The organism is Enterobacter sp. UPMP701, assembly GCF_053709515.1.
Genome location: NZ_JBSKJN010000003.1, coordinates 392,680 through 410,828, shown reverse-complemented (window position 1 = coordinate 410,828; position 18,149 = coordinate 392,680). Strand labels below are relative to the sequence as shown.

General features: G+C 51.4%; 30 protein-coding genes and 3 tRNA genes. 15 read left to right on the top strand and 18 right to left on the bottom strand.

Annotated features, from left to right (window positions below; genetic code table 11):
- Nucleotides 1-4: 4 nt before the first annotated feature.
- The 12 genes from ACWKXT_RS10725 to ACWKXT_RS10670 all read right to left on the bottom strand — a co-directional run bounded on the left by ACWKXT_RS10725 (nt 5) and on the right by ACWKXT_RS10670 (nt 6,601).
- The gene (locus ACWKXT_RS10725; protein ID WP_454532410.1) at nt 5-994 is read right to left on the bottom strand and encodes a DUF968 domain-containing protein; all 990 of its coding nucleotides are present in this window, start codon (nt 992-994) and stop codon (nt 5-7) included.
- Complete coding sequence (locus ACWKXT_RS10720) at nt 991-1,707, bottom strand: phage antirepressor KilAC domain-containing protein (RefSeq protein ID WP_454532492.1); 717 nt, start codon at nt 1,705-1,707, stop codon at nt 991-993. The genes ACWKXT_RS10725 and ACWKXT_RS10720 overlap by 4 nt, the downstream gene beginning before the upstream one ends.
- Nucleotides 1,708-1,731: 24 nt before the next feature.
- On the bottom strand, nt 1,732-2,121 hold the full coding sequence (locus ACWKXT_RS10715; RefSeq protein ID WP_023293909.1) for a RusA family crossover junction endodeoxyribonuclease: 390 nt from the start codon (nt 2,119-2,121) through the stop codon (nt 1,732-1,734).
- Nucleotides 2,118-2,438 (bottom strand): LexA family protein, encoded by a 321-nt coding sequence (locus ACWKXT_RS10710; RefSeq protein ID WP_454532409.1) that lies wholly within the window; start codon nt 2,436-2,438, stop codon nt 2,118-2,120. The genes ACWKXT_RS10715 and ACWKXT_RS10710 overlap by 4 nt, the downstream gene beginning before the upstream one ends.
- Nucleotides 2,435-2,662, bottom strand: a complete 228-nt coding sequence (locus tag ACWKXT_RS10705) for a hypothetical protein (RefSeq protein WP_058672037.1) — start codon at nt 2,660-2,662, stop codon at nt 2,435-2,437. Before ACWKXT_RS10705 ends, ACWKXT_RS10710 begins: the two co-directional genes overlap by 4 nt.
- A gap of 9 nt (nt 2,663-2,671) precedes the next feature.
- Complete coding sequence (locus ACWKXT_RS10700) at nt 2,672-3,367, bottom strand: DNA cytosine methyltransferase (protein ID WP_454532408.1); 696 nt, start codon at nt 3,365-3,367, stop codon at nt 2,672-2,674.
- Nucleotides 3,364-4,017, bottom strand: a complete 654-nt coding sequence (locus ACWKXT_RS10695) for an MT-A70 family methyltransferase (RefSeq protein WP_454532407.1) — start codon at nt 4,015-4,017, stop codon at nt 3,364-3,366. The genes ACWKXT_RS10700 and ACWKXT_RS10695 overlap by 4 nt, the downstream gene beginning before the upstream one ends.
- Nucleotides 4,017-4,511, bottom strand: a complete 495-nt coding sequence (locus tag ACWKXT_RS10690) for a hypothetical protein (protein ID WP_454532406.1) — start codon at nt 4,509-4,511, stop codon at nt 4,017-4,019. The genes ACWKXT_RS10695 and ACWKXT_RS10690 overlap by 1 nt, the downstream gene beginning before the upstream one ends.
- On the bottom strand, nt 4,508-5,461 hold the full coding sequence (locus tag ACWKXT_RS10685; RefSeq protein ID WP_454532405.1) for a conserved phage C-terminal domain-containing protein: 954 nt from the start codon (nt 5,459-5,461) through the stop codon (nt 4,508-4,510). Before ACWKXT_RS10685 ends, ACWKXT_RS10690 begins: the two co-directional genes overlap by 4 nt.
- Entirely contained in the window at nt 5,445-5,630 is a 186-nt protein-coding gene (locus ACWKXT_RS10680; protein WP_454532404.1) for a DUF4222 domain-containing protein, read from the bottom strand. Before ACWKXT_RS10680 ends, ACWKXT_RS10685 begins: the two co-directional genes overlap by 17 nt.
- Before the next feature lie 240 nt (nt 5,631-5,870).
- Complete coding sequence (locus ACWKXT_RS10675) at nt 5,871-6,341, bottom strand: YmfL family putative regulatory protein (protein ID WP_023337115.1); 471 nt, start codon at nt 6,339-6,341, stop codon at nt 5,871-5,873.
- Nucleotides 6,342-6,382: 41 nt separating this feature from the next.
- Complete coding sequence (locus tag ACWKXT_RS10670; RefSeq protein WP_023305900.1) at nt 6,383-6,601, bottom strand: Cro/CI family transcriptional regulator; 219 nt, start codon at nt 6,599-6,601, stop codon at nt 6,383-6,385.
- Between the two features lie 98 nt (nt 6,602-6,699).
- On the opposite strand from ACWKXT_RS10670, the gene ACWKXT_RS10665 reads away from it, so the two are divergent.
- The 13 genes from ACWKXT_RS10665 (at nt 6,700) to ACWKXT_RS10605 (ending at nt 13,783) form a co-directional block, all read left to right on the top strand.
- Nucleotides 6,700-7,419, top strand: a complete 720-nt coding sequence (locus ACWKXT_RS10665) for a LexA family protein (RefSeq protein WP_032622319.1) — start codon at nt 6,700-6,702, stop codon at nt 7,417-7,419.
- 139 nt (nt 7,420-7,558) lie between these two features.
- Nucleotides 7,559-7,900 carry a hypothetical protein gene (locus tag ACWKXT_RS10660; RefSeq protein WP_454532403.1) on the top strand — a complete coding sequence of 114 codons (342 nt, stop codon included), beginning with the start codon at nt 7,559-7,561 and terminating at the stop codon, nt 7,898-7,900.
- Between the two features lie 461 nt (nt 7,901-8,361).
- Nucleotides 8,362-8,721: a hypothetical protein gene (locus ACWKXT_RS10655; protein ID WP_454532402.1), complete on the top strand. Its 360-nt coding sequence runs from the start codon at nt 8,362-8,364 to the stop codon at nt 8,719-8,721.
- Nucleotides 8,721-9,548, top strand: coding sequence for a chromosome partitioning protein ParB (locus tag ACWKXT_RS10650; protein WP_454532401.1), 828 nt, complete (start codon nt 8,721-8,723; stop codon nt 9,546-9,548). Before ACWKXT_RS10655 ends, ACWKXT_RS10650 begins: the two co-directional genes overlap by 1 nt.
- On the top strand, nt 9,545-10,000 hold the full coding sequence (locus ACWKXT_RS10645) for a hypothetical protein (protein WP_454532400.1): 456 nt from the start codon (nt 9,545-9,547) through the stop codon (nt 9,998-10,000). Before ACWKXT_RS10650 ends, ACWKXT_RS10645 begins: the two co-directional genes overlap by 4 nt.
- On the top strand, nt 9,997-10,512 hold the full coding sequence (locus ACWKXT_RS10640; protein WP_454532399.1) for a DUF262 domain-containing protein: 516 nt from the start codon (nt 9,997-9,999) through the stop codon (nt 10,510-10,512). The genes ACWKXT_RS10645 and ACWKXT_RS10640 overlap by 4 nt, the downstream gene beginning before the upstream one ends.
- A complete protein-coding gene (locus ACWKXT_RS10635) occupies nt 10,509-11,000 on the top strand; it encodes an ead/Ea22-like family protein (protein ID WP_454532398.1) in 492 nt (163 codons plus the stop codon). The genes ACWKXT_RS10640 and ACWKXT_RS10635 overlap by 4 nt, the downstream gene beginning before the upstream one ends.
- 2 nt (nt 11,001-11,002) lie before the next feature.
- Complete coding sequence (locus ACWKXT_RS10630) at nt 11,003-11,191, top strand: hypothetical protein (RefSeq protein WP_454532397.1); 189 nt, start codon at nt 11,003-11,005, stop codon at nt 11,189-11,191.
- Nucleotides 11,192-11,194: 3 nt separating this feature from the next.
- Nucleotides 11,195-11,938, top strand: coding sequence for a hypothetical protein (locus ACWKXT_RS10625; protein WP_454532396.1), 744 nt, complete (start codon nt 11,195-11,197; stop codon nt 11,936-11,938).
- Nucleotides 11,935-12,246 carry a hypothetical protein gene (locus ACWKXT_RS10620; RefSeq protein WP_454532395.1) on the top strand — a complete coding sequence of 104 codons (312 nt, stop codon included), beginning with the start codon at nt 11,935-11,937 and terminating at the stop codon, nt 12,244-12,246. The genes ACWKXT_RS10625 and ACWKXT_RS10620 overlap by 4 nt, the downstream gene beginning before the upstream one ends.
- The gene (locus ACWKXT_RS10615; protein WP_454532394.1) at nt 12,243-12,512 is read left to right on the top strand and encodes a hypothetical protein; all 270 of its coding nucleotides are present in this window, start codon (nt 12,243-12,245) and stop codon (nt 12,510-12,512) included. The genes ACWKXT_RS10620 and ACWKXT_RS10615 overlap by 4 nt, the downstream gene beginning before the upstream one ends.
- 33 nt (nt 12,513-12,545) lie before the next feature.
- Nucleotides 12,546-12,773: a DUF4224 domain-containing protein gene (locus ACWKXT_RS10610; protein WP_016063584.1), complete on the top strand. Its 228-nt coding sequence runs from the start codon at nt 12,546-12,548 to the stop codon at nt 12,771-12,773.
- A complete protein-coding gene (locus ACWKXT_RS10605) occupies nt 12,773-13,783 on the top strand; it encodes a tyrosine-type recombinase/integrase (RefSeq protein WP_454532393.1) in 1,011 nt (336 codons plus the stop codon). The genes ACWKXT_RS10610 and ACWKXT_RS10605 overlap by 1 nt, the downstream gene beginning before the upstream one ends.
- Before the next feature lie 126 nt (nt 13,784-13,909).
- Here ACWKXT_RS10605 and ACWKXT_RS10600 read toward each other — a convergent pair.
- The 6 genes from ACWKXT_RS10600 to uvrY all read right to left on the bottom strand — a co-directional run bounded on the left by ACWKXT_RS10600 (nt 13,910) and on the right by uvrY (nt 17,447).
- Nucleotides 13,910-13,996, bottom strand: a tRNA-Leu gene (locus tag ACWKXT_RS10600).
- A 12-nt stretch (nt 13,997-14,008) separates the two neighbouring features.
- A tRNA-Cys gene (locus tag ACWKXT_RS10595) sits at nt 14,009-14,082 on the bottom strand.
- A gap of 46 nt (nt 14,083-14,128) precedes the next feature.
- Nucleotides 14,129-14,204 (bottom strand) — tRNA-Gly (locus tag ACWKXT_RS10590).
- 152 nt (nt 14,205-14,356) lie between these two features.
- Entirely contained in the window at nt 14,357-14,905 is a 549-nt protein-coding gene (gene pgsA, locus ACWKXT_RS10585; protein WP_041909393.1) for a CDP-diacylglycerol--glycerol-3-phosphate 3-phosphatidyltransferase, read from the bottom strand.
- A gap of 56 nt (nt 14,906-14,961) precedes the next feature.
- A complete protein-coding gene (gene uvrC, locus ACWKXT_RS10580; RefSeq protein WP_041909391.1) occupies nt 14,962-16,794 on the bottom strand; it encodes an excinuclease ABC subunit UvrC in 1,833 nt (610 codons plus the stop codon).
- Complete coding sequence (uvrY, locus tag ACWKXT_RS10575) at nt 16,791-17,447, bottom strand: UvrY/SirA/GacA family response regulator transcription factor (RefSeq protein ID WP_013096026.1); 657 nt, start codon at nt 17,445-17,447, stop codon at nt 16,791-16,793. Before uvrY ends, uvrC begins: the two co-directional genes overlap by 4 nt.
- Before the next feature lie 352 nt (nt 17,448-17,799).
- Here uvrY and ACWKXT_RS10570 point away from each other — a divergent pair, with 352 nt between their 5' ends.
- Nucleotides 17,800-17,886, top strand: a complete 87-nt coding sequence (locus ACWKXT_RS10570; protein ID WP_454527919.1) for a hypothetical protein — start codon at nt 17,800-17,802, stop codon at nt 17,884-17,886.
- 25 nt (nt 17,887-17,911) lie between these two features.
- Entirely contained in the window at nt 17,912-18,136 is a 225-nt protein-coding gene (locus tag ACWKXT_RS10565) for a DUF2594 family protein (RefSeq protein WP_080329513.1), read from the top strand.
- Nucleotides 18,137-18,149: the final 13 nt, after the last annotated feature.

Here is an 18,149-nt window from a genome sequence, read left to right as displayed (position 1 = left end):
CCACTTACGCCAGTGCGCCGATTGCCAGCGCACGATCTAAAAACCGAAATAACAGCGTTAACTGGTCGCCGTATTTCGCTTCAAATGCCACGTGATCAGCGTGTAACTCGTCGTGATGCGCTCTGCACAGCGGTATCACAAACAGGTCATGCGCCTTTGTTCCCATTCCACCCTGCCCGTGGCCTATCAGGTGGTGGGGGTCGTCTGCCGGGTTATTGCAGCAACTGCACTGCTGCGACTTAACCCAGCGGGTGTACTTATCGTTCTCCCAGCGGCGGCGCTTTGGCCTCAGCATGAAAGATTCCGGTGATTCAGGGTCTACCTTCACCGAGACAATCTTCTTAACTTTCTCCTGGAGGATTTCAGTTGCCGGTAATGACGGCACAATGTCGCTTTCCCGCATCACTGAGCTGTGAGATTCAGGCTTAATCCTGAGTGCCTGGTTAGCCACTGATTCAGGAATAAGGTCAGCCAGATCGTTACGTACCATCCACCAGCAGAACTCCGGAAGCGTCAGGGTGTGGTCTGCGCCAAAGCCCAGCATAATATTCACCCTTCCGAGTAGCCATTTTACCAGGTTCTGCATGGCAATTCCTGCCAGTCTTTCAGTAGTTTGTTCACGCAACTGGTTATCACAGCCCCAGCAAAGGCGAATGCTTCCGGGAGCGTGGCGCATCACCGTAAAGTCCTTTGAATGCCAGTCATTATGGGGCCACTGACATTCGAATTTACGTTCCAACCAGGCATCAAGGCTACTAAGTCCACCAGCGCGCTGAATAACCCGCTCGTTCTGGAAAATCGTCTGCATGCTGACATCATCTGTCAGTGGCTGGTGCGCTTCCGGGATAAGACCTGATGGCAGGTGCTGAATTGCTTCGGAAGGCGTTTCAATCACAACACGGCCACGACGAAACAGCCACAGCAATTCGTTACCTGGGCGGAACAGTACCACCCCGGACATTGGGGCAACTTCAGGTGTCAGTATGGCTCTCACGCAATTTGCCCCTTAGCAATATGTTCAGCCCACAGGCCGCCAATCCAGCGAACACCCTTTGCGGTGAAGCGAGACTGGTTGAATGCGTAGTTGGTCTGATTGGTGGTCCCGGTCTTAACTTCAAAGCGACCTGCTTCTATGTGTTTACTCTTCGGAGTAAGCACGCGGTTCAGGCGGTACATGATTCCGTTCTCAATGAGGAACATCGCGAACTCGGGTTCTTTGGCGTTAAGGAGCTTGGCAACCTGCCGGAACGTCATTGAGCCAGTGGCTTTGACATAACGATCAACAAATTCAGCCTTAGGCGCTGCTATGGCCAGTTCTTCACTCAGCCGTTGCTTCTGTTCGGCAAGGTCGGCAGCGAGGCGAAGTGCTTCAGGTAGTGTTTGCGGTACCAACATCCCGGCCCCGCTCTCCAGTTCCTGCCACCGGTCAACCAGACGGGCAGTAAACTCCGGGCAAAGCTGTGCGACGATTATGTAACTATCTCGCTTGTTAACTTCGTAGTAATGGTAAACCTGCTGGTTCTGAGGGTGGGTGTACTGCATTGCAGCATACCCCCCAATTACGCCAGAATTCATGAGGCGCTCGATGGTCACACAGACGTTGCTGTGGCGTGAGTCGACTAGCTTGGCAATCTCACGGCTCGACATCGTTATTTGCTGCCCCATCGCGGCGGCGTGGTGAGTCGGACACATAACGGTGATATTCATCTGATTCATGCTCTTCTCCACTTATCAGGCGGCTGCACCAGCCAGAGGTTCATGTTTCTTGATCGATATCTCTACTCGTCCACCGGGTACTTTCGGGCCCCACTCCACCAGCATTCGCTGAACCTGACTATCATCCTCCCAGATTCCAGCGTGAGTAAGCGCGTCGAACAGAGCTTTGTTGTAGTTGTCGATATCGCGGCGGCGTGCATCTGGCGGAAAGAGAAGGATCTCCACCGCAGCTGGTGACGATGATGGTTTAGGAAGGCAACGCAGCTGCTCAATAATCGCTGCGCAGGCCGCACTCTGATATGCCCTGCCTTTCTCACTGATAAGATGGCGGCCTTTTAACGGCCCCTTGTTTGGAGCTCGCCAGTAGGTGTTTACGCTCGGCGGAAACGGGAGCACCAGTTTCATAAAGTCACTCCCTGTTTTTTCAGCCATTTCACCGCGTTATCTCTGGCCATGTCTCCACCGGATAACAGGCCTATAATGATCGCTACCGGATCAGCATCCAATTCTGTTTTGACGACTGTAATGCCCCTGGCAGCGCCAGGAGCGATAGAGATGTAACCTTTTTTCTTTAGCGCCTTCACATGCTCAGCAGCAGCGTTCTGCGATGAGCAACCAATCAGTTCAGCAAGCTCTATTAAAGTTGGTGGGAAGCCAACCTTCTCGATGTGAACCTTGATAGCTTCATACACTTCACTCTGACGCGGCGTTAATTCCATCATGACTCGACTCCATAGCGCCCGTTCAGGCGTCCGATTACGCTGTTGAACATCACCAGACTTACGCCCATCGGTTTCACCTTCTCGTGGTACTCCTTCAGGATCGGAGGAACAACGACGTTCCAGCTTGGCTTAGGCTTTTTCTTCAGGGCTTTCTTAATGGCATCGGAGCATTGACGGGCAACGTCACGAACAGCATTATTTTCCTCGACAGATAGCTTCTTCATGCTGCCACCTCAACTTTCTGTAAGCCTGGAGAATGCTGCTGCAGCCACTCGTGGAACCTGCCCATTGCCAAGGGCTTTAATTCGGTCCACCCGATTGGCCAACCCATCATCCACTCGACAAATTCCGGGTTCAGCTTTCCACCAATCACATATGAAAGTGGTCTTCCACCTTGCGCATACCTGTTCTTTCTGTGCCCAGTGTCGTCCGCTACTGGTGTAGGCAATAATCCATGCTCGATCTCTTTTGTGCGGAGCTCCGACAGATGATGCTGATAAACAGAACCATTCGCTGTCATACCCCATTTCGGCAAGGTTACTGATGACGTGGTTAAGTCCTTTCTTTCTAATCCTGGGAGAATTTTCCACGAGCACGAAGGATGGTCTGACTTCATCAATGATTCTTGCCATTTCGAACCATAGCCCTGATTTTTCACCGCCAATTCCAGCACCTCGACCTGCTGCACTGATGTCCTGGCACGGAAATCCTCCAGAAACGACGTCAACAATTCCTCGCCATGGCTTTCCGTCAAAACTGCACACGTCAGACCAAATCGGAAAAGGTCGGAGAATTCCATCATTTTGTCGTTGCGCGAGAACTTGTGCGGCGTAGGCATCACGTTCAACTGCGCATACTGTGTTCCATCCGAGCAGGTGGCCGCCGAGTATTCCTCCACCAGCGCCTGCGAAAAGAGCCAACTCATTCACGCGGCCTCCACTTTAGAAATTGTGTTTACATAACCAGGCAAGAGTTGCACTGCTGGTGATTTAGATTGATTTCCCCAGTGGTCCCAGCCTGGCGCACCGCAGCGGCTGAAGAGTTCGATGCGAGGAACGTCACCGTAAAGCTTCTCCAGACGAAAACGCGCCTCGGCTGGCTTCTGGCTGTGCTTACCGAGTGGACTGTAGATAACCTGCTTGATGCTGGCGCACTGGCGCTCCAGTCCATTCCCCCTGGTGGCTATCAGCAGGTCTTCCGTATTGGCTCGGGTGTAGTTGCCGCCGTTCATGCGGGTCTGCTCGTTAAGCAGGTCGAGGAAGTCGTAAAAATCCTCTACTCCACCAGCCTGAAGCGCTTTGTTGATGTGCTGCTCCGCCAGCGGGTTGAACTTCACCCAGGTAAAGCCCTTCATCGTGCGAACCTTAAAGCCCCAGGCTTCAGCCAGCTCAATGGCTTCACGGGTGTGCGTCCCGGTGAACCACATCGCGAGAACAGCATCATCTGCAGCAAGGTCCCATACAGGAAGACGCTTCATGTCGATAAGCTTCATCGTGCCGTAGTGATTAGTAGCCGCGCCGTTGCTGGCGGTGTTGCCATATTCCCAGGCAGGGTCAGCGTAAATCAGTGAGTATTTCATCAGACGTTCCTCGCTCGGCCAGCCAGACACCAGCCATCGCCGGTGGCTTTAACCCTCGGCGCCATACTCAGGCAGCGCTTACGTTCTTTGAGAATTTTGGCTCGCATAGTTTCGTTCTTTGATCGATTGAATGCTTCCATCAGAACGGTAGCAGCACGCAGATAAAGCCCCTTGTCAGATAACTCTTTAGCCTTTTCCATCATTGCAATGACAGCCGGGTTTGGTGCGGCTTCCTGCTTTGGCTCAAGATTTACTTCTGCTTTCTCAACCGGCATACGTGGGATGATCGGTCCAATCGGACCAACCGGAGCTTTTGCGTAGTAACGGAAATGAGGACGTACGCCTTTGCGCTCAGCACGATTAAGCATGACAAGGCGGCATACAGCACGCTGAACACTGTGCAAGGCATACTGCGGGAGTGCTGCAGCGATCTCTTTGTTCGTCAGTCCAGGGTTAGTGGCCACGAATAATTGAATTGTTTTGAGAAAGCTCATGAGTTCGCTCCTCTGAAACCGTTGGGAATTTTGCTGTAGTCAGTGTTCTGGAAGCTGGAACGGAAAACGCCATCTTCTCGGGCCCACTCTCCGTTGACACGAGGAGGACGCCCAGCTTTGGCCCAGCTGTTCGCGGACTTCAGGTAGCCAGGGAACTTGGTAGGCTGGAAAAGCGTCTGTGGGCGGAGGTAGGCTGCCATCGTCAGATCTTCGCTCCACTTGGCGTTGCAGTAGTCCACCACCAGCGATAACTCTTCAACGGTGTAACCTTCCCCGATTCGGGCACGAATGTTTTGCAGCGATGTTGTTGAAACCTGATAACGCGAACTGGTCACCTGGTTAAGATGGGTTAAAACCTGTTTAGCCTGATCGGTGATCAACACATCACCGTCTGGTTGCGGCGCAACCGGACAAATAGGTTTTTTAGTCTGCTTGTTTAACTCTGCATTAAAGTCTGTATAGAGATAGGATTCCGCACTTTCGCGGCTCCCAAGATTCCTATTATTCGCGGATTGAGAAACGCAGCTTCGCGGTTTTGATTCCGCATCTTCACGTTTTCCATTCCGTACTTTTGCGGAATCGTTATTTTCTGGAAAGATTAATGAGATTAGAGCATCGCCGTCTATGCGATAATGTTTGGTTGGCGTGCCATTGACCTTTCGAGAACAGGTCTCGATCACGCCAGGCAGATACTTGTTTACTAGCTTTTTAACCAGCCGCTCTGTCTGGTCTTCAGTTAATTCGCCCGCCTCAGCTCCAAGCTCCTTGTGAGTTTTATAGAACCAGCCGTCTTCTCCCCCAAAAGCTGACCAGAAAACGAGGTTGTTAAGAACTGCTGCCAGCGCATGAGCCTGCTGGTCTTCTTTAAAGAACAGCAGGTACGGCCTGGGAAGAACAATGACGTTCTTCTGGCCTGACATTGACTGGACGATGTCAAAGATTCTGCTCATGGTCGTCCTTTAACTCTGTAAATTTACGCTGGAATTGCTCAAGAGGGCTGAAGCACTCATGATCGTACCCTTCGCGAAGGTATATAACGCGTCGAGTCTCGGGCTCCCACCTGATGACATGGACAGGGATGCCTCTGTGGTCTCTGAATCGCCTGTCAACTTCAGCCATTCCTCACGCCCCTTCTCGTTCATCTGAGCAAAAGCCTCTACCATCGCGTTCTCAGGCTGGTAGTTGTTCTCACCAGGCTGGTCGTTTAATCTCTCCACATAGCCGAACGGGGAATCTTTTCCCACCAGTGGAAGGCATCTGAATTGCTTCGCTGGTCTCAATCGGTTTAAACTGTTCATGCGTTAGTTTCTCCACTGAATACGACACGCCACGACGCCCGGAGCTGCACACTCGCGGGCGTCACTTCTTTTGGCTTTTCTTACGGCTAAACAGCGCGACAATCGCGCGGATTTCTTCTTCACGCGCAGCCAGATGACGGCGGTGATGTTCGTTAATCTCTTCAGCTTCATGCGGCTCTATAACTCCGTCTTCCAGGGCCTTCTGGATAATCTGATCAACCTGTCCACGTGCTGCTGCAGTTCTCATGGCGCGGGTAAAGAGATCTACGCGGTCAAGGTCTTCCAGCTGAGGAACGTCCACCAGCAGAGCTCCGCGACGTTGCGCGAAGTAATCAGCCAGGAGAGACGTGTTTGAAATGTCTTCCATCGCTTCCAGCTCGTTCACTTCGAAGAAGCGGCAGCCATTCTTCTCGTACAGGTTGTTGTTGAACTGCGTTACTGACATGCCAAGTGCTCCGGCCATAGCTTCACGGCCACCGGGGTACGCTTTGCACATCGCTTTCACTACTTCTTTCAGGCTTGGCTCTACCATGTTGTTTTTCCTTTGGTAGTTACGTAATGCTGGTTGCTGGGTTACGGTGTTACTGCAACGTCAGGATCAGCAGGTTTGTTTTTGTTAGGGAATGGTCGTACTTCCTCGGCTTCAATCTTCCCGTCTTCGTTAACCAGGATATTTACCCGGCGATTACGCTTGAGAGCTTTGCTGATTGCGCTTTGGTATACCCCAAGTGCCTCAGCTGTTTTTGCCTGACCGTTTTCCAAAACATATTCAGATAGCGGAATAATCTTCATTGGTTTTCCTCGTGGTTTGCACATAAGGAGTATCACTGTTAGTGATAAATATGTCAACACTAGCGGTGATTGGTGATTATGCCGTGCGGTGATAAATTATGAGAATGAAAAAGAAACCATTGACCGCCGAACAACTTGCCGACGCCAACAGGCTTAAGGCTATTTTTGAGTCCAAAAAAAAAGCGCTGGGGCTCTCACAGGAGACTTTGGCTGAACAAATGGGGATGGGACAAAGTGGTGTAGCGCAGTTACTGAATGGTACAAACGCTATCAATGCTACTCATGCTGCACAGTTCGCTAAAATACTCGGGGTAAAAGTCGATGATTTCAGTCCATCCCTTGCAGCTGAGATATCAGCAATGTTTGAGGCGATTGCGAACGGAAGAAATCAATCCTCTGTGTATGAATACCCCTTATTAACCGAAGTGCAGGCGGGATCATTTTGCCCCGTTAGTTCCTATACAGAACGCGACGCGAAGGAATGGGTTTCAACCACTGTCAAAGCCAGTGATTCTGCATTTTGGCTTGAGGTATCAGGTCATTCAATGACTGCACCTCCCGGAGTTAAGCCAAGCTTTCCTGAGGGAATGCTCATACTCATAGATCCAGAACAGGATGTTGAGCCTGGTGATTTCTGTGTTGCTGGAATATTCAACGATTCAGAAGTTACCTTTAAAAAATTTGTTCGTGAAGACGGGAAGCCATGGCTCGAACCTCTTAACCCCAGCCCTCGCTATCAGGCCATTGAATGTAATGAGAATTGCAGAATAATAGGCAAAGTCGTTAAGGCCCAATGGCCTGAAACTATCTTCGAATAAGGAGCCAATCGGCTCCTTTTTTTTGCATCTTTTTTCACCTTACTAATCATAAAGTTAACACTAACCGTGATATTTTTATCACTACAGGTGTTGACCATTTAATTACTATTGGTGATACTCAGTATGCGCCGGGGTGATGATGTTTAAGACCATCGGTAGGTTAGCAGTACGGTATATGGCACATGTGCCGCAGCGGTCCGGGGATTCCTTGCATTACTTTTTCCAGATCCAGCGGGTAGCCGGAATGTGCAAGCCAGTTGTGTACGACAGCCAGAGACGTTTCACCAGCGTGGCGATCAGGTGTGACACCTCGGAAGAGACGAGGATGCAACTGAAAGAGCGCGGGCGTGAAAAACTGTACCCTTCGACTGCTGTAGTAACCAATCCCAATGGTGGCAGGCAAAGCATGGTGAAGGTGGACCGCTCTTTTTCAGTTGTGGTGAATGGCGGGGCTGACCGTAAAACGGTTGAGAAAAGATAAGCAGGCGAAACGTTCTAAGCGAGCATACGGACTGATCGAACGCGGATGGAACGGGCGGTTACGATATTGAAACACCGCGCCACTGAGCTGGAGTTCAGCACCAGCCACCACAAAAGAATCACGTTAGGACCGTGGTAAACCGTAGTAGCTGTACCAGATGCTGTGTGTAGTCTTGGCGGTCGGCAGTTGTGAATGTCCTTAATGTCGACCGCCCCTTTTCACAACTGAAAGCGCGTTCAGCCGGTTCCTTGAGAGGCCTCAGTCGTTAAATCAACCTCAGGAGAACGCGCTCCCAATTGTGGAGAAGCTAACTTGCGGTGGCAGCCGCCCGTTTCACTAAGTGCCCTGGTTGGGTGCTTACTAAAACGAAACCCCTTTATTTTTTGTCGCCAAACGGCGAGGGATTCGTGCAACCAAAAATCAGCGCTGTGCAGAGCGCTTATAACACGGAGAAACTATCCATGACGAACACACAGAACGTCACCGAGTTACAACCACGCATGACAAGAGAGCAGCTTATTGACGCAGCTCGTAAGGCCGCCCCTCTCCTTCCTGCAGCTTACGGCTGGATGATTAACGAACTGGCTACACGCCTTGATGTTACCAGCGTCGCGCTTTGTGAAGCGATGGCGCAGCGGAAGGAGCTGGCCGAGCAGAATGCCACCCTTCGCCAGGATGTAGCGAGTTGGGCCAAAGAGTGCGACCGCATTGTTGAGCGCCACACTAAGACCAGAACCAATATGCATCTTCTGGAAGCTCAGCGTGAACTGCGCGAACTGCCTCCTGTGGTGATTTCCATGAAGAACGAGGTTGCTCTCTGATGGCTAACTCATTCAAGCAAATGACCAAGTCCGGTGTAATTAAGCGCACCGATACCGGGATGTTTATCGCCCTTTCCGATATCCATGTTCGTGAAGGTTTCAACAAACGTGAAGACGATGAACGCACCCGCCAGGCTGATGATGACCTGTTCAACTACCTGATGAACGGCGGATCAGTTCCACCGCTGGAAGTTATCGCCCGTGATGAAGGTGGAGTTTGGGTTGTTGAAGGTCATCGCCGTCGCCGCTGCTATGCACGCTGCGCTGAAGCTGGTAAGCCAGTGGACCGCATTCACATCATGCCGTTCAACGGTAACGATGTGCAGCGCCTGGCTCGCATCATGACCAGTAACAACCAGCTGCCACTCTCCGACATGGAACAGGCTGCGGTTATTCAGGAGCTGCATAACGCATTCAACCAGACCACCAGCGAGATCGCAAAACTGGTCAACAAGTCTGTTCCTACTGTCGAAAAGCTTCTGCTTCTTAGCACTGCTAACCACGACGTTCAGAAAGAAGTTAAGTCCGGGACCGTGTCCGTAGATGTGGCCGTTAACCGCGTAAAAGAGTTCGGCGAAAAGGCCGGTGAGGTTCTTCAGAAGGATAAAGCTTCCGCTGCCGCAAAGGGTAAGAAGAAAGTTACCCGCAGCGTTATAGCGCCGGAAATTAGCGTGAAGAAAGCGCGTCGTCTTGTAGAGCTGATCAGCCTGGCGGGTATAAGCGACACAGGTGTTATCTCTCTCGAAGGATTGGTCCATGCGGAAGTTGTAGGAATCATCGACGAGCACAAAGCTATCGCAGCTCAGCGTCATGGAGAAACATCGTGATTACCGAAAAAAATAATGTCTTTTATTGCGACTGTGGATTTTCTTTCCTGAGAGGTCACAGCGGCGCACATGACTGTGCTGTTGGCCTTCGTAATAAGCTGGCCAAGTCTGAAGCCAGATGCGCTGCTCTGGCTGCGGAGAATGCGGGGCTTAAGGCTGCAAAAGAGATTATTCGGCACCTTAACGTTAACCGCGAAGAAGCGAATTTTTGCGGTATTGATGATTGTTACATCGACGAAGCAGTGGTAGCGATGATTACCCCGGCGACTGACGTTTTCCTGGCTGAAGTGCGGGCGCAGGGTGTGGAGATGTTTGCTGCCAGCCTTGGAAGCCCATATTTAGAGCGTGGCGAGGAATGCTATCAAGATGGATACACGCATGCCATTGAAAGAATCAAATGCCATAAAGCTCCGGAGTTCGCAGCCCAGCTTCGCAAAGGAGTGCAGTCATGAGCAACAGAATCCGCAACGCTCAGGTATTTGACGCTCGTACCGGTGAGTATCCAGTTGATATGTACATCCGCTGGATTACTGGCGGTGAACTGGATTTTGAGGCCGATTATCAGCGCGATTATGTCTGGGGACGCGAAGAACAGCAGGCATTTTTAAACGTGGTGATTTCTGGTTTTCCCATCGGTTCTGTAGCGCTGGCAAAGGCGCCTGATTGGTGCTCGCGCGAACTGCCTTACATTGAAGTTGTTGACGGAAAGCAGCGGCTCACCACCCTGAAAAAATTCATCACCAATGAGATCCCAATCATCCTGGCTGATGGACCGCTTTACTGGCGAGATATGACTCGCGCGGAGCAACTTGCTTTTGGACGTCGCCCGCTTCCGGCAATAGTGCTTGATGAGGTCACGTACAAAGACCGCCTCGCGTATTTCATGGCGGTTAACTTCACTGGCGTACCGCAAAGCGAAGAACACAAGGCACATGTTCAGAAATTACTGGAGGCCGCACAATGAGCAACATCGACAAACGCGCATTACGTGAAGCGGCGGTTCGCGCAGGTGGCGTGAAGTGGCAATACATGCGCGCGACGCAACATTCGAAAGCATACATAACGGACGATAAAGGTTCGACAGTCGTTAATTGTTCGGACGGTGATGTTCCAGCCAAATGCGCAGGATTTATCGCCGCAGCCAATCCCGCCACCGTACTGGAGCTGCTGGATGAGCTGGAAGCCAAAGACAAGCAGATCGACGATCTGAAAGCAACAGCGGTACACTCCAATGCTGGATGGAAGGAGGAGCATGAACAGGAAGCCCGCGCCGAGGCAGCAGAGAGGCGGATTGCTGAGTTATCACACCATCTCCAGTGCGCGCACGGTTTTATCGAGCATACAGAGGCGTTTGGCCACGAAGCATCAAACGGGATTCTGTGTTGTGGTGACGCGCAGTGGAATATTGATGCGTCTAAGTTGGTGCTGGCCGCAGCCGGTAAAGGAGAGTGAGCATGTCACTGACAGTGAGGCAGTTAATCAGCAAGCTCAGAAAAATGCCTCCCGAGGCTGTCGTGGTCTGGCAGGGCCATGACCAAGCAGAGGGCGAATATAACGATTTTGTTGGTCATGTCGCCGATATTACCGATGAGTTCGCATCTTCCTATGACCCGGAAGTGCGCACTGTGGCGCTAAGAGGATAACCCATGAGCACTATTACCAAAGAATGGCTGCAGCAGAAAATTGCCGACATGGAAGCCACCCGCGATGAAATCCCGTTCGGCCTGGACGAAGACGAAAGCAACACTCTGGCTGCTCTGCGTATCGCGCTGGCATCGAGCAAAGCGGAGCCTGTAGAGCCGATATGTGGAGCAACAAAATATCCTGTTTCTCGTCCGTTACCTGGGGCAAAACTCATTGTCTGGGATGAGGTGGGTAGGTTTGTCGGTTACGGTTCAGCAGTAGATACGCGGGATTCCGGTATAGCAATCCAAATGTCCGATGGCCGTCTGTTTGATTCAAACCATGAACTTCGCTGGCAGTATGCGCTACAGCCAGCGCCGGTATCTCTGACTGAGGAGCAGCGATCAATGCTTCGTGATATTGATAACCAAATCGTTGCTGAGCTTGAGGAGGAGGAAAGAGCCTGCCTCGCCACCATGCTTCAGGGTGCCGAACCTTCCAAAATGAGCGGCATCATGCCTGACTACGAAGGAGGTGTTATGACTCAGCGTGAGTGCTTCCGGGCAGGGTGGGAAGCGCATCACGCCGCAATGCTCCGTGCGGGTGCTCCGGTGCAGTTTGGATGGTCCAAAGGGCATTTCGGCTACCACACACTTTTCAACGCAATCGGCAAAGCAGTGAACATTCAGGGGGGCGCGCTATCAATTTCGGTGAGTGCGTTCGAAGATGCAATGCTCGAAGCAGCACCGCAGCAGGAGGGGTTATGAAAACTCACTTTCTTCCATGGCGAGGCTCAGAAACTGAACGGCATCAGGTCATTCTTACTTCCTACACCTACGACCGGAAAGAGCGTAATTCGAAGTCTGTATACCTTGTGCGTCATAACAGTGTTGTGCAGCGAACGGTGCTGGAGCAGGAAATAACGATTGAGCGAGACATGTTTGGAAAATTTAAACCAGTAGTGGTTCTTAAAGACTTCCCTGGTGGGCTGAGTGACCGTGAGTCAATGCTAAAACTTGCTGACTGGCTTCATCGCCTGGGCGTAGCGATCGAAGATAACTGGGCACAACCATGACCAGCAAACTCAAACAGCGGCGCTTGCGCCGCCTTAAAGCGGATGTGGACTGGTGGCGCGAAGAGGCGGAATACGGTAATCGCCGCATTCTCGAACTGGCCGGGGAAATCGACAGGCTCAAAAAGCTGGTTATCCGCGTGCCGATGCCGGTTCTGATGCCAAAGGAAATGGTCAATCAGCTCTATTACACCGAAACCAAAAGATGTCGTACCTGCAATGATGGGCTCCGTGGTGGTTGCTCATCTTGCATTTTCTATAAGAGATAGCCGGGTGCAGCCGGTTAAGTGGAGAGCTATACGATGAGCGGACAAAGCCAACGTTTTCTTACCCCTGATGACCTCTATCAGCTTACTGGTTATCGTCGCCCTTCCCTTCAGTGCCGCGCGCTGAAAGAGAGCGGTGTATTTTTCGTGCCACGAAAAGACGGCAGACCAGGAACTACATGGGATCATGTAACGAACCCTGCTGGCCTGAAGTTGGTAGTGAACAATCCAGAGGAAGAAGAACCAAACTTTAAGGACATGTAATGCCCAGAATCCGCAAAAATCCAGAAGATAATTGGATGCCGCCCCGCGTTCGTCGGGGCAAGTCAGCCTATGAATTCAGAACGCCAGACGGCAGAACGGTGAGATTGTGCAATCACGATCTTACTAAGTCTCAGGTCTGGGCAGCCTATGAAAACTTCATTAACGATATCAAGGTAGGTTCCAACTTCCACGCACTTTGCGAAGAGTTTTTTAACTCTGGTGACTTCCATGAACTGGCCACCGAAACCAGAAAGGACTACAGAAAATATGGCGCAAAGGTAAATGTTGTTTTTGGGAAGATGAAGCCAGACAACATCAAGCCTGAGCATATCAGGAAGTATATGGACAAAAGAGGAATAAAAAGCAGGGTTCAAGCGAACCGGGAGAAGGCGTTTATGTCGAGGGTTTTCAGGTGGGCATATGAGCGCGGAAAAGTGAAGATGAATCCTTGCCAGGGTGTAAAGCAATTTAAGGAGCAGGCGCGCACCAGATACGTCACGGACAAAGAATATGATGCACTATTAAGCGTTTCTCCGGTGCCAGTTAAAATCGCTATGGAGTTAGCTTATTTATGCTGCGCACGCCAGGGTGACATTCTTGACCTTAAGAAAAGTCAGATCCTTGATGAAGGAATTCTAATTCAGCAGAGTAAAACAGCAGTTAGTCAGATAAAGGCCTGGACAGAACGACTGTCAAAAGCGATTAACCTGGCAGATGCACTTCCATTAAATATCGGGATGGTTAGCCTTTATGTAATCCACCAGCAATCAGGATCTCGCTATACGCGTGATGCTTTCAATGCTCAGTGGATGAAGGCAAAAAAGGTTGCTGCGGAAAAGTTTCCTGAGCTCGAATTCAACTTCACATTCCATGATCTAAAAGCCAAAGGGATATCTGATCTTGAAGGAACTCTTCATGAGAAGCAGGAAATTTCTGGTCATAAAAACGCATCTCAAACGGCGAGATATAACCGAAAAATTTCTGTTGTGCCGGTGGTTGGGGGGCAGTAATGCCCTCTTATTATGGCGAAGCTGAATGGTGAAACAATGGCGAATGGCGAAAAAAAGACAATAAAAAACCACCTTTCGGTGGTTTATACGACACTGCTTATCATTGATTTTATTCTATTTTTCCCATGGTACCCGGAGTGGGACTTGAACCCACACAGCGCGAACGCCGAGGGATTTTAAATCCCTTGTGTCTACCGATTCCACCATCCGGGCTCGGGAAGAAAGTGGAGGCGCGTTCCGGAGTCGAACCGGACTAGACGGATTTGCAATCCGCTACATAACCGCTTTGCTAACGCGCCGTAAAACTTTTCAAACTGACACCCGCTATTGCGCATGTCTTTAATCTGGAGCGGGAAACGAGACTCGAACTCGCGACCCCGACCTTGGCAAGGTCGTGCTCTACCAACTGAGCTATTCCCGCATGTCATCAAGTTAACTGCTAACCACTTGATTTCATTATCGTCCGGCTTGCTGTGCCGCCGTTCGATGCGTTGCATTCTACTGATATGACGTGATGAGTCAACGTTATTTTTTGCTTGTCTGGATCGTTTGCTGAAAATTACGGCGAAACGATCACTGATCAAGCAAATCCCCGCGCGCAGCGTTCAAATATTGCAGCATTGACCACAACGTCAGCACTGCCGCCACCCACAGGAGACCAATCCCTGCCCACTCGACCCAGGCGTTCGGGCGCCAGAGCATCCAGACCAGCGAGGCCATCTGTGCAGTTGTTTTCACTTTACCGATCCAGGACACCGCCACGCTGCTGCGTTTCCCCAGCTCCGCCATCCACTCGCGCAGCGCAGAGATGATGATCTCGCGGCCGATCATGGTTGCCGCTGGCAGCGTTACCCACCAGGTATGATAGTGCTCAGCCACCAGCACCATCGCGATCGCCACCATCACTTTATCCGCCACCGGATCGAGAAACGCACCGAAACGGGTACTTTGGTTCCAGCGGCGCGCCAGGTAACCATCAAACCAGTCCGTTACCGCGGCAATAAGGAAGATCAATGCGCAGGCAAACGGTGCCCAGACGACCGGCAGGTAAAACGCCAGCACAAAGAACGGAATGAGCACAACACGAAAGAGAGTGAGCAACGTAGGGATATTATATTGCATAGTGACGGTAACTATTTGTTGTCAGTAAAATTTAGCTCTATGTTGCTACAGAGCCCTCAATGTTTCAACGAGTAGTAGATCTTTTCTGCCAGCCCTTGCGAAATACCCGGCACTTTTGCAATTTCCTCCATGCTGGCGTTGAGTAATCCTTGCAATCCGCCCATATACTTCAGCAGCATCTGGCGGCGTTTTGGCCCAACGCCCTCAATAGTCTCAAGCGTGCTCGTGTTTTTGACCTTCGCCCGTTTTTTGCGGTGGCCGCTGATGGCATGGTCATGCGACTCATCGCGAATATGCTGGATGACGTGCAGCGCCGGGGAGTCCGGCGGCAGGCTGAAGCCCTCACCTTCCGGCTCAAAAAACAGCGTTTCCAGACCGGCCTTACGATCGGCCCCTTTTGCCACGCCTAACAGCAGCGGATGGTTTTTGTCCCACTCAACGTCGAGCGACTCGAATACCGCTTTCGCCTGACCTAGCTGCCCTTTCCCGCCGTCGATAAGAATGACGTCCGGGATCTTGCTCTCTTCAATCGCTTTACCGTAGCGACGGCGCAGCACCTGATTCATGGCAGCATAGTCATCACCCGGCGTGATGCCGGTGATGTTATAGCGGCGATACTCGGCGCGCAGCGGGCCGTTGGCGTCAAACACCACGCAGGACGCCACCGTCTGTTCCCCCATCGTATGGCTGATATCGAAACATTCCATACGTTTGACTTCCGGCAACTTCAGGAGCGTCGCCAGCGCGGTTAAACGCTGGCTGACCGTCGATTGCTGGGACAGTTTCGTGGTGAGCGCCGTCGCCGCGTTGGTCCGCGCCAGCTTCAGATAGCGTGCACGGTCGCCGCGCGGTTTAGTTTGAACATTAACCCGACGTCCTGCCAGTTCGGAAAGCGAATCGGCCAGCAGCGTTTTGTCGTCGAGGCTAAAATCGAGCAGGATCTCAGAGGGCAGCGTGCGCATCTGGCTTCCCTGCAGATAAAACTGGCCGACAAACGTTTCCACTACTTCACCCAGCTCGGTACCGCCAGGCACTTTCGGGAAATAGCTGCGGCTGCCGAGCACTTTGCCCTGGCGAATAAACAGCACATGCACGCAGGCCATTCCGGCGTCGAAGGCCACACCGATAACGTCGAGATCGTCACCAGTATTGGAGACAAACTGTTTCTCAGTGACTCTGCGCACCGCCTGGATTTGGTCGCGGATCCGCGCGGCCTCTTCGAACTCGAGTGCGGCGCTGGCTTTTTCCATGCGCGCAATCAGCTGGGTTAAGACCTGATCGTCTTTACCAGCTAAAAACAGGCGTACATACTCCACCTGCTGCGCATACTCGTCTTCACTGACCAGCCCCGCGACGCAAGGCCCCAGGCAGCGCCCAATCTGGTACTGTAAACACGGGCGCGAGCGGTTGCGGTAGACGCTGTTTTCACACTGGCGAATCGGGAAGATTTTTTGCAGCAGCGCCAGCGTCTCCCGCACGGCATAGCCGTTCGGGAAGGGGCCGAAATATTCACCCTTCGCATGTTTAGCACCACGATGCATCGCCAGGCGCGGATGCGTGTCGCCACTCAGAAAGATAAACGGATAGGATTTGTCGTCCCGCAGCAGCACGTTGTAGCGTGGCTGATAGAGCTTTATATAGTTGTGCTCAAGCAGCAGCGCTTCTGTCTCGGTATGCGTGACGGTGACATCAATATTCTGAATGAGTGAGACCAGCGCTTCGGTCTTACGGGAGGCAAGGTTGCTGCGAAAATAGCTGGAAAGGCGTTTTTTAAGATCTTTTGCCTTCCCCACATAGATAACCGTACCGCCAGCGTCATACATCCGATAGACGCCTGGCTGGCTGGTTACGGTTTTCAGAAATGCTTTTGAATCGAATACATCACTCACTGACTTAACAACGTCTCCGCGTTACACAAACCATGTCGGATGGCCAGATGAGTCAGTTCTACATCACCATGAATGTTCAGTTTACTGAACATGCGATAACGATAGCTGTTCACCGTTTTTGGGCTGAGATTCAACTGTTCGGAAATCTCATTCACTTTCTGACCCTTGGTGATCATCAGCATAATCTGCAATTCACGCTCAGACAAACTGGCAAACGGCGATTCCGTTTTCTCGGGTTCGATCTGGCTCAGCGCCATCTGCTGGGCAATGTCAGAGGCGATATAACGCTGTCCGGCAAACACGGAACGGATAGCGTTGACGACCTCCTGCGGTGCGGCGCCTTTGCTCAGGTAACCGGCTGCGCCCGCCTGCATCACCTTCGCGGGCAGCGGGTTTTCCGTGTGTACGGTCAGCATGATGACTTTCGTATCAACAAAGGTACGCGCGATTTTGCGTGTTGCCTCAAGGCCACCGATGCCGGGCATGTTCATATCCATTAACACCACATCGGCCGAGTTCGTGCGGCACCATTTTACGGCATCTTCCCCACAGCACGCCTCACCGGCAACTTTAATACCTTTAATATCTTCAAGAATGCGTCGTATCCCTGCGCGCACCAGTTCGTGGTCATCAACAAGAAGGACGTTGATCAAAGGAAATGTCTCCAGAATAGGGATAACGCTACTGAGTGATAATTTGGTTTATATTAACGGTTTTCCTCACAAGATTAAAACGTTAAAAAACCGGCTATTCGATTTCGCTCTCGTTTTTGGAAATTAGCCTGTACAGTCCGTGGAAAGCGGGCCCGTACAAGCAGGGCTTTTGCGGCTATTTTTAAGTATCTGTATTCAAAAAGTTACAAAAAGCTTTCAGGCAATCCGCGCTAAAAAACAGTTCTCAAATTTTTGTAACAATAATTAACGGCAAGCGAACCGGGCTTAAACAATTAATAGTCATGGCTCGCCACAGTTTAGCGACAGGCTGTGTTTACGCAAATAAACAGCGGTGGAAAAGTACGAAAAACAACCACTGCATTTTTTGCTGCAGCTTGTGGTATACTCCGCCGCCTTGACTTTCGTCGTCGCGCTGTAGCGCCGTTTAATAATGAGGAAAATAAATGAGCACACCTGATTTTGCCACTGCGGAGAATAACCAGGAACTGGCACAGGAAGTAAACTGCCTGAAAGCGCTGCTAACGCTGATGCTGCAGGCGATGGGCCAGGCTGACGCTGGTCGTGTGATCATTAAAATGGAAAAACAAATCGCGCAGATGGAAGACCAGGCGGAATCGGCCGTATTTGCGAATACCGTCAAGCAAATCAAACAAGCCTACCGCCAGTAAAAAAAACGGCTGG

Bases quoted from the DNA above. Each gene is read 5' to 3' on its own strand.
- ACWKXT_RS10720 (WP_454532492.1), bottom strand. From the start codon at position 1,707: ATGAATATCACCGTTATGTGTCCGACTCACCACGCCGCCGCGATGGGG.
- ACWKXT_RS10715 (WP_023293909.1), bottom strand. From the start codon at position 2,121: ATGAAACTGGTGCTCCCGTTTCCGCCGAGCGTAAACACCTACTGGCGA.
- ACWKXT_RS10710 (WP_454532409.1), bottom strand. From the start codon at position 2,438: ATGATGGAATTAACGCCGCGTCAGAGTGAAGTGTATGAAGCTATCAAG.
- ACWKXT_RS10705 (WP_058672037.1), bottom strand. From the start codon at position 2,662: ATGAAGAAGCTATCTGTCGAGGAAAATAATGCTGTTCGTGACGTTGCC.
- ACWKXT_RS10695 (WP_454532407.1), bottom strand. From the start codon at position 4,017: ATGAAATACTCACTGATTTACGCTGACCCTGCCTGGGAATATGGCAAC.
- ACWKXT_RS10690 (WP_454532406.1), bottom strand. From the start codon at position 4,511: ATGAGCTTTCTCAAAACAATTCAATTATTCGTGGCCACTAACCCTGGA.
- ACWKXT_RS10685 (WP_454532405.1), bottom strand. From the start codon at position 5,461: ATGAGCAGAATCTTTGACATCGTCCAGTCAATGTCAGGCCAGAAGAAC.
- ACWKXT_RS10680 (WP_454532404.1), bottom strand. From the start codon at position 5,630: ATGGCTGAAGTTGACAGGCGATTCAGAGACCACAGAGGCATCCCTGTC.
- ACWKXT_RS10675 (WP_023337115.1), bottom strand. From the start codon at position 6,341: ATGGTAGAGCCAAGCCTGAAAGAAGTAGTGAAAGCGATGTGCAAAGCG.
- ACWKXT_RS10670 (WP_023305900.1), bottom strand. From the start codon at position 6,601: ATGAAGATTATTCCGCTATCTGAATATGTTTTGGAAAACGGTCAGGCA.
- ACWKXT_RS10665 (WP_032622319.1), top strand. From the start codon at position 6,700: ATGAGAATGAAAAAGAAACCATTGACCGCCGAACAACTTGCCGACGCC.
- ACWKXT_RS10660 (WP_454532403.1), top strand. From the start codon at position 7,559: ATGTTTAAGACCATCGGTAGGTTAGCAGTACGGTATATGGCACATGTG.
- ACWKXT_RS10655 (WP_454532402.1), top strand. From the start codon at position 8,362: ATGACGAACACACAGAACGTCACCGAGTTACAACCACGCATGACAAGA.
- ACWKXT_RS10650 (WP_454532401.1), top strand. From the start codon at position 8,721: ATGGCTAACTCATTCAAGCAAATGACCAAGTCCGGTGTAATTAAGCGC.
- ACWKXT_RS10640 (WP_454532399.1), top strand. From the start codon at position 9,997: ATGAGCAACAGAATCCGCAACGCTCAGGTATTTGACGCTCGTACCGGT.
- ACWKXT_RS10635 (WP_454532398.1), top strand. From the start codon at position 10,509: ATGAGCAACATCGACAAACGCGCATTACGTGAAGCGGCGGTTCGCGCA.
- ACWKXT_RS10630 (WP_454532397.1), top strand. From the start codon at position 11,003: ATGTCACTGACAGTGAGGCAGTTAATCAGCAAGCTCAGAAAAATGCCT.
- ACWKXT_RS10625 (WP_454532396.1), top strand. From the start codon at position 11,195: ATGAGCACTATTACCAAAGAATGGCTGCAGCAGAAAATTGCCGACATG.
- ACWKXT_RS10620 (WP_454532395.1), top strand. From the start codon at position 11,935: ATGAAAACTCACTTTCTTCCATGGCGAGGCTCAGAAACTGAACGGCAT.
- ACWKXT_RS10615 (WP_454532394.1), top strand. From the start codon at position 12,243: ATGACCAGCAAACTCAAACAGCGGCGCTTGCGCCGCCTTAAAGCGGAT.
- ACWKXT_RS10610 (WP_016063584.1), top strand. From the start codon at position 12,546: ATGAGCGGACAAAGCCAACGTTTTCTTACCCCTGATGACCTCTATCAG.
- ACWKXT_RS10605 (WP_454532393.1), top strand. From the start codon at position 12,773: ATGCCCAGAATCCGCAAAAATCCAGAAGATAATTGGATGCCGCCCCGC.
- pgsA (WP_041909393.1), bottom strand. From the start codon at position 14,905: ATGCAATATAATATCCCTACGTTGCTCACTCTCTTTCGTGTTGTGCTC.
- ACWKXT_RS10565 (WP_080329513.1), top strand. From the start codon at position 17,912: ATGAGCACACCTGATTTTGCCACTGCGGAGAATAACCAGGAACTGGCA.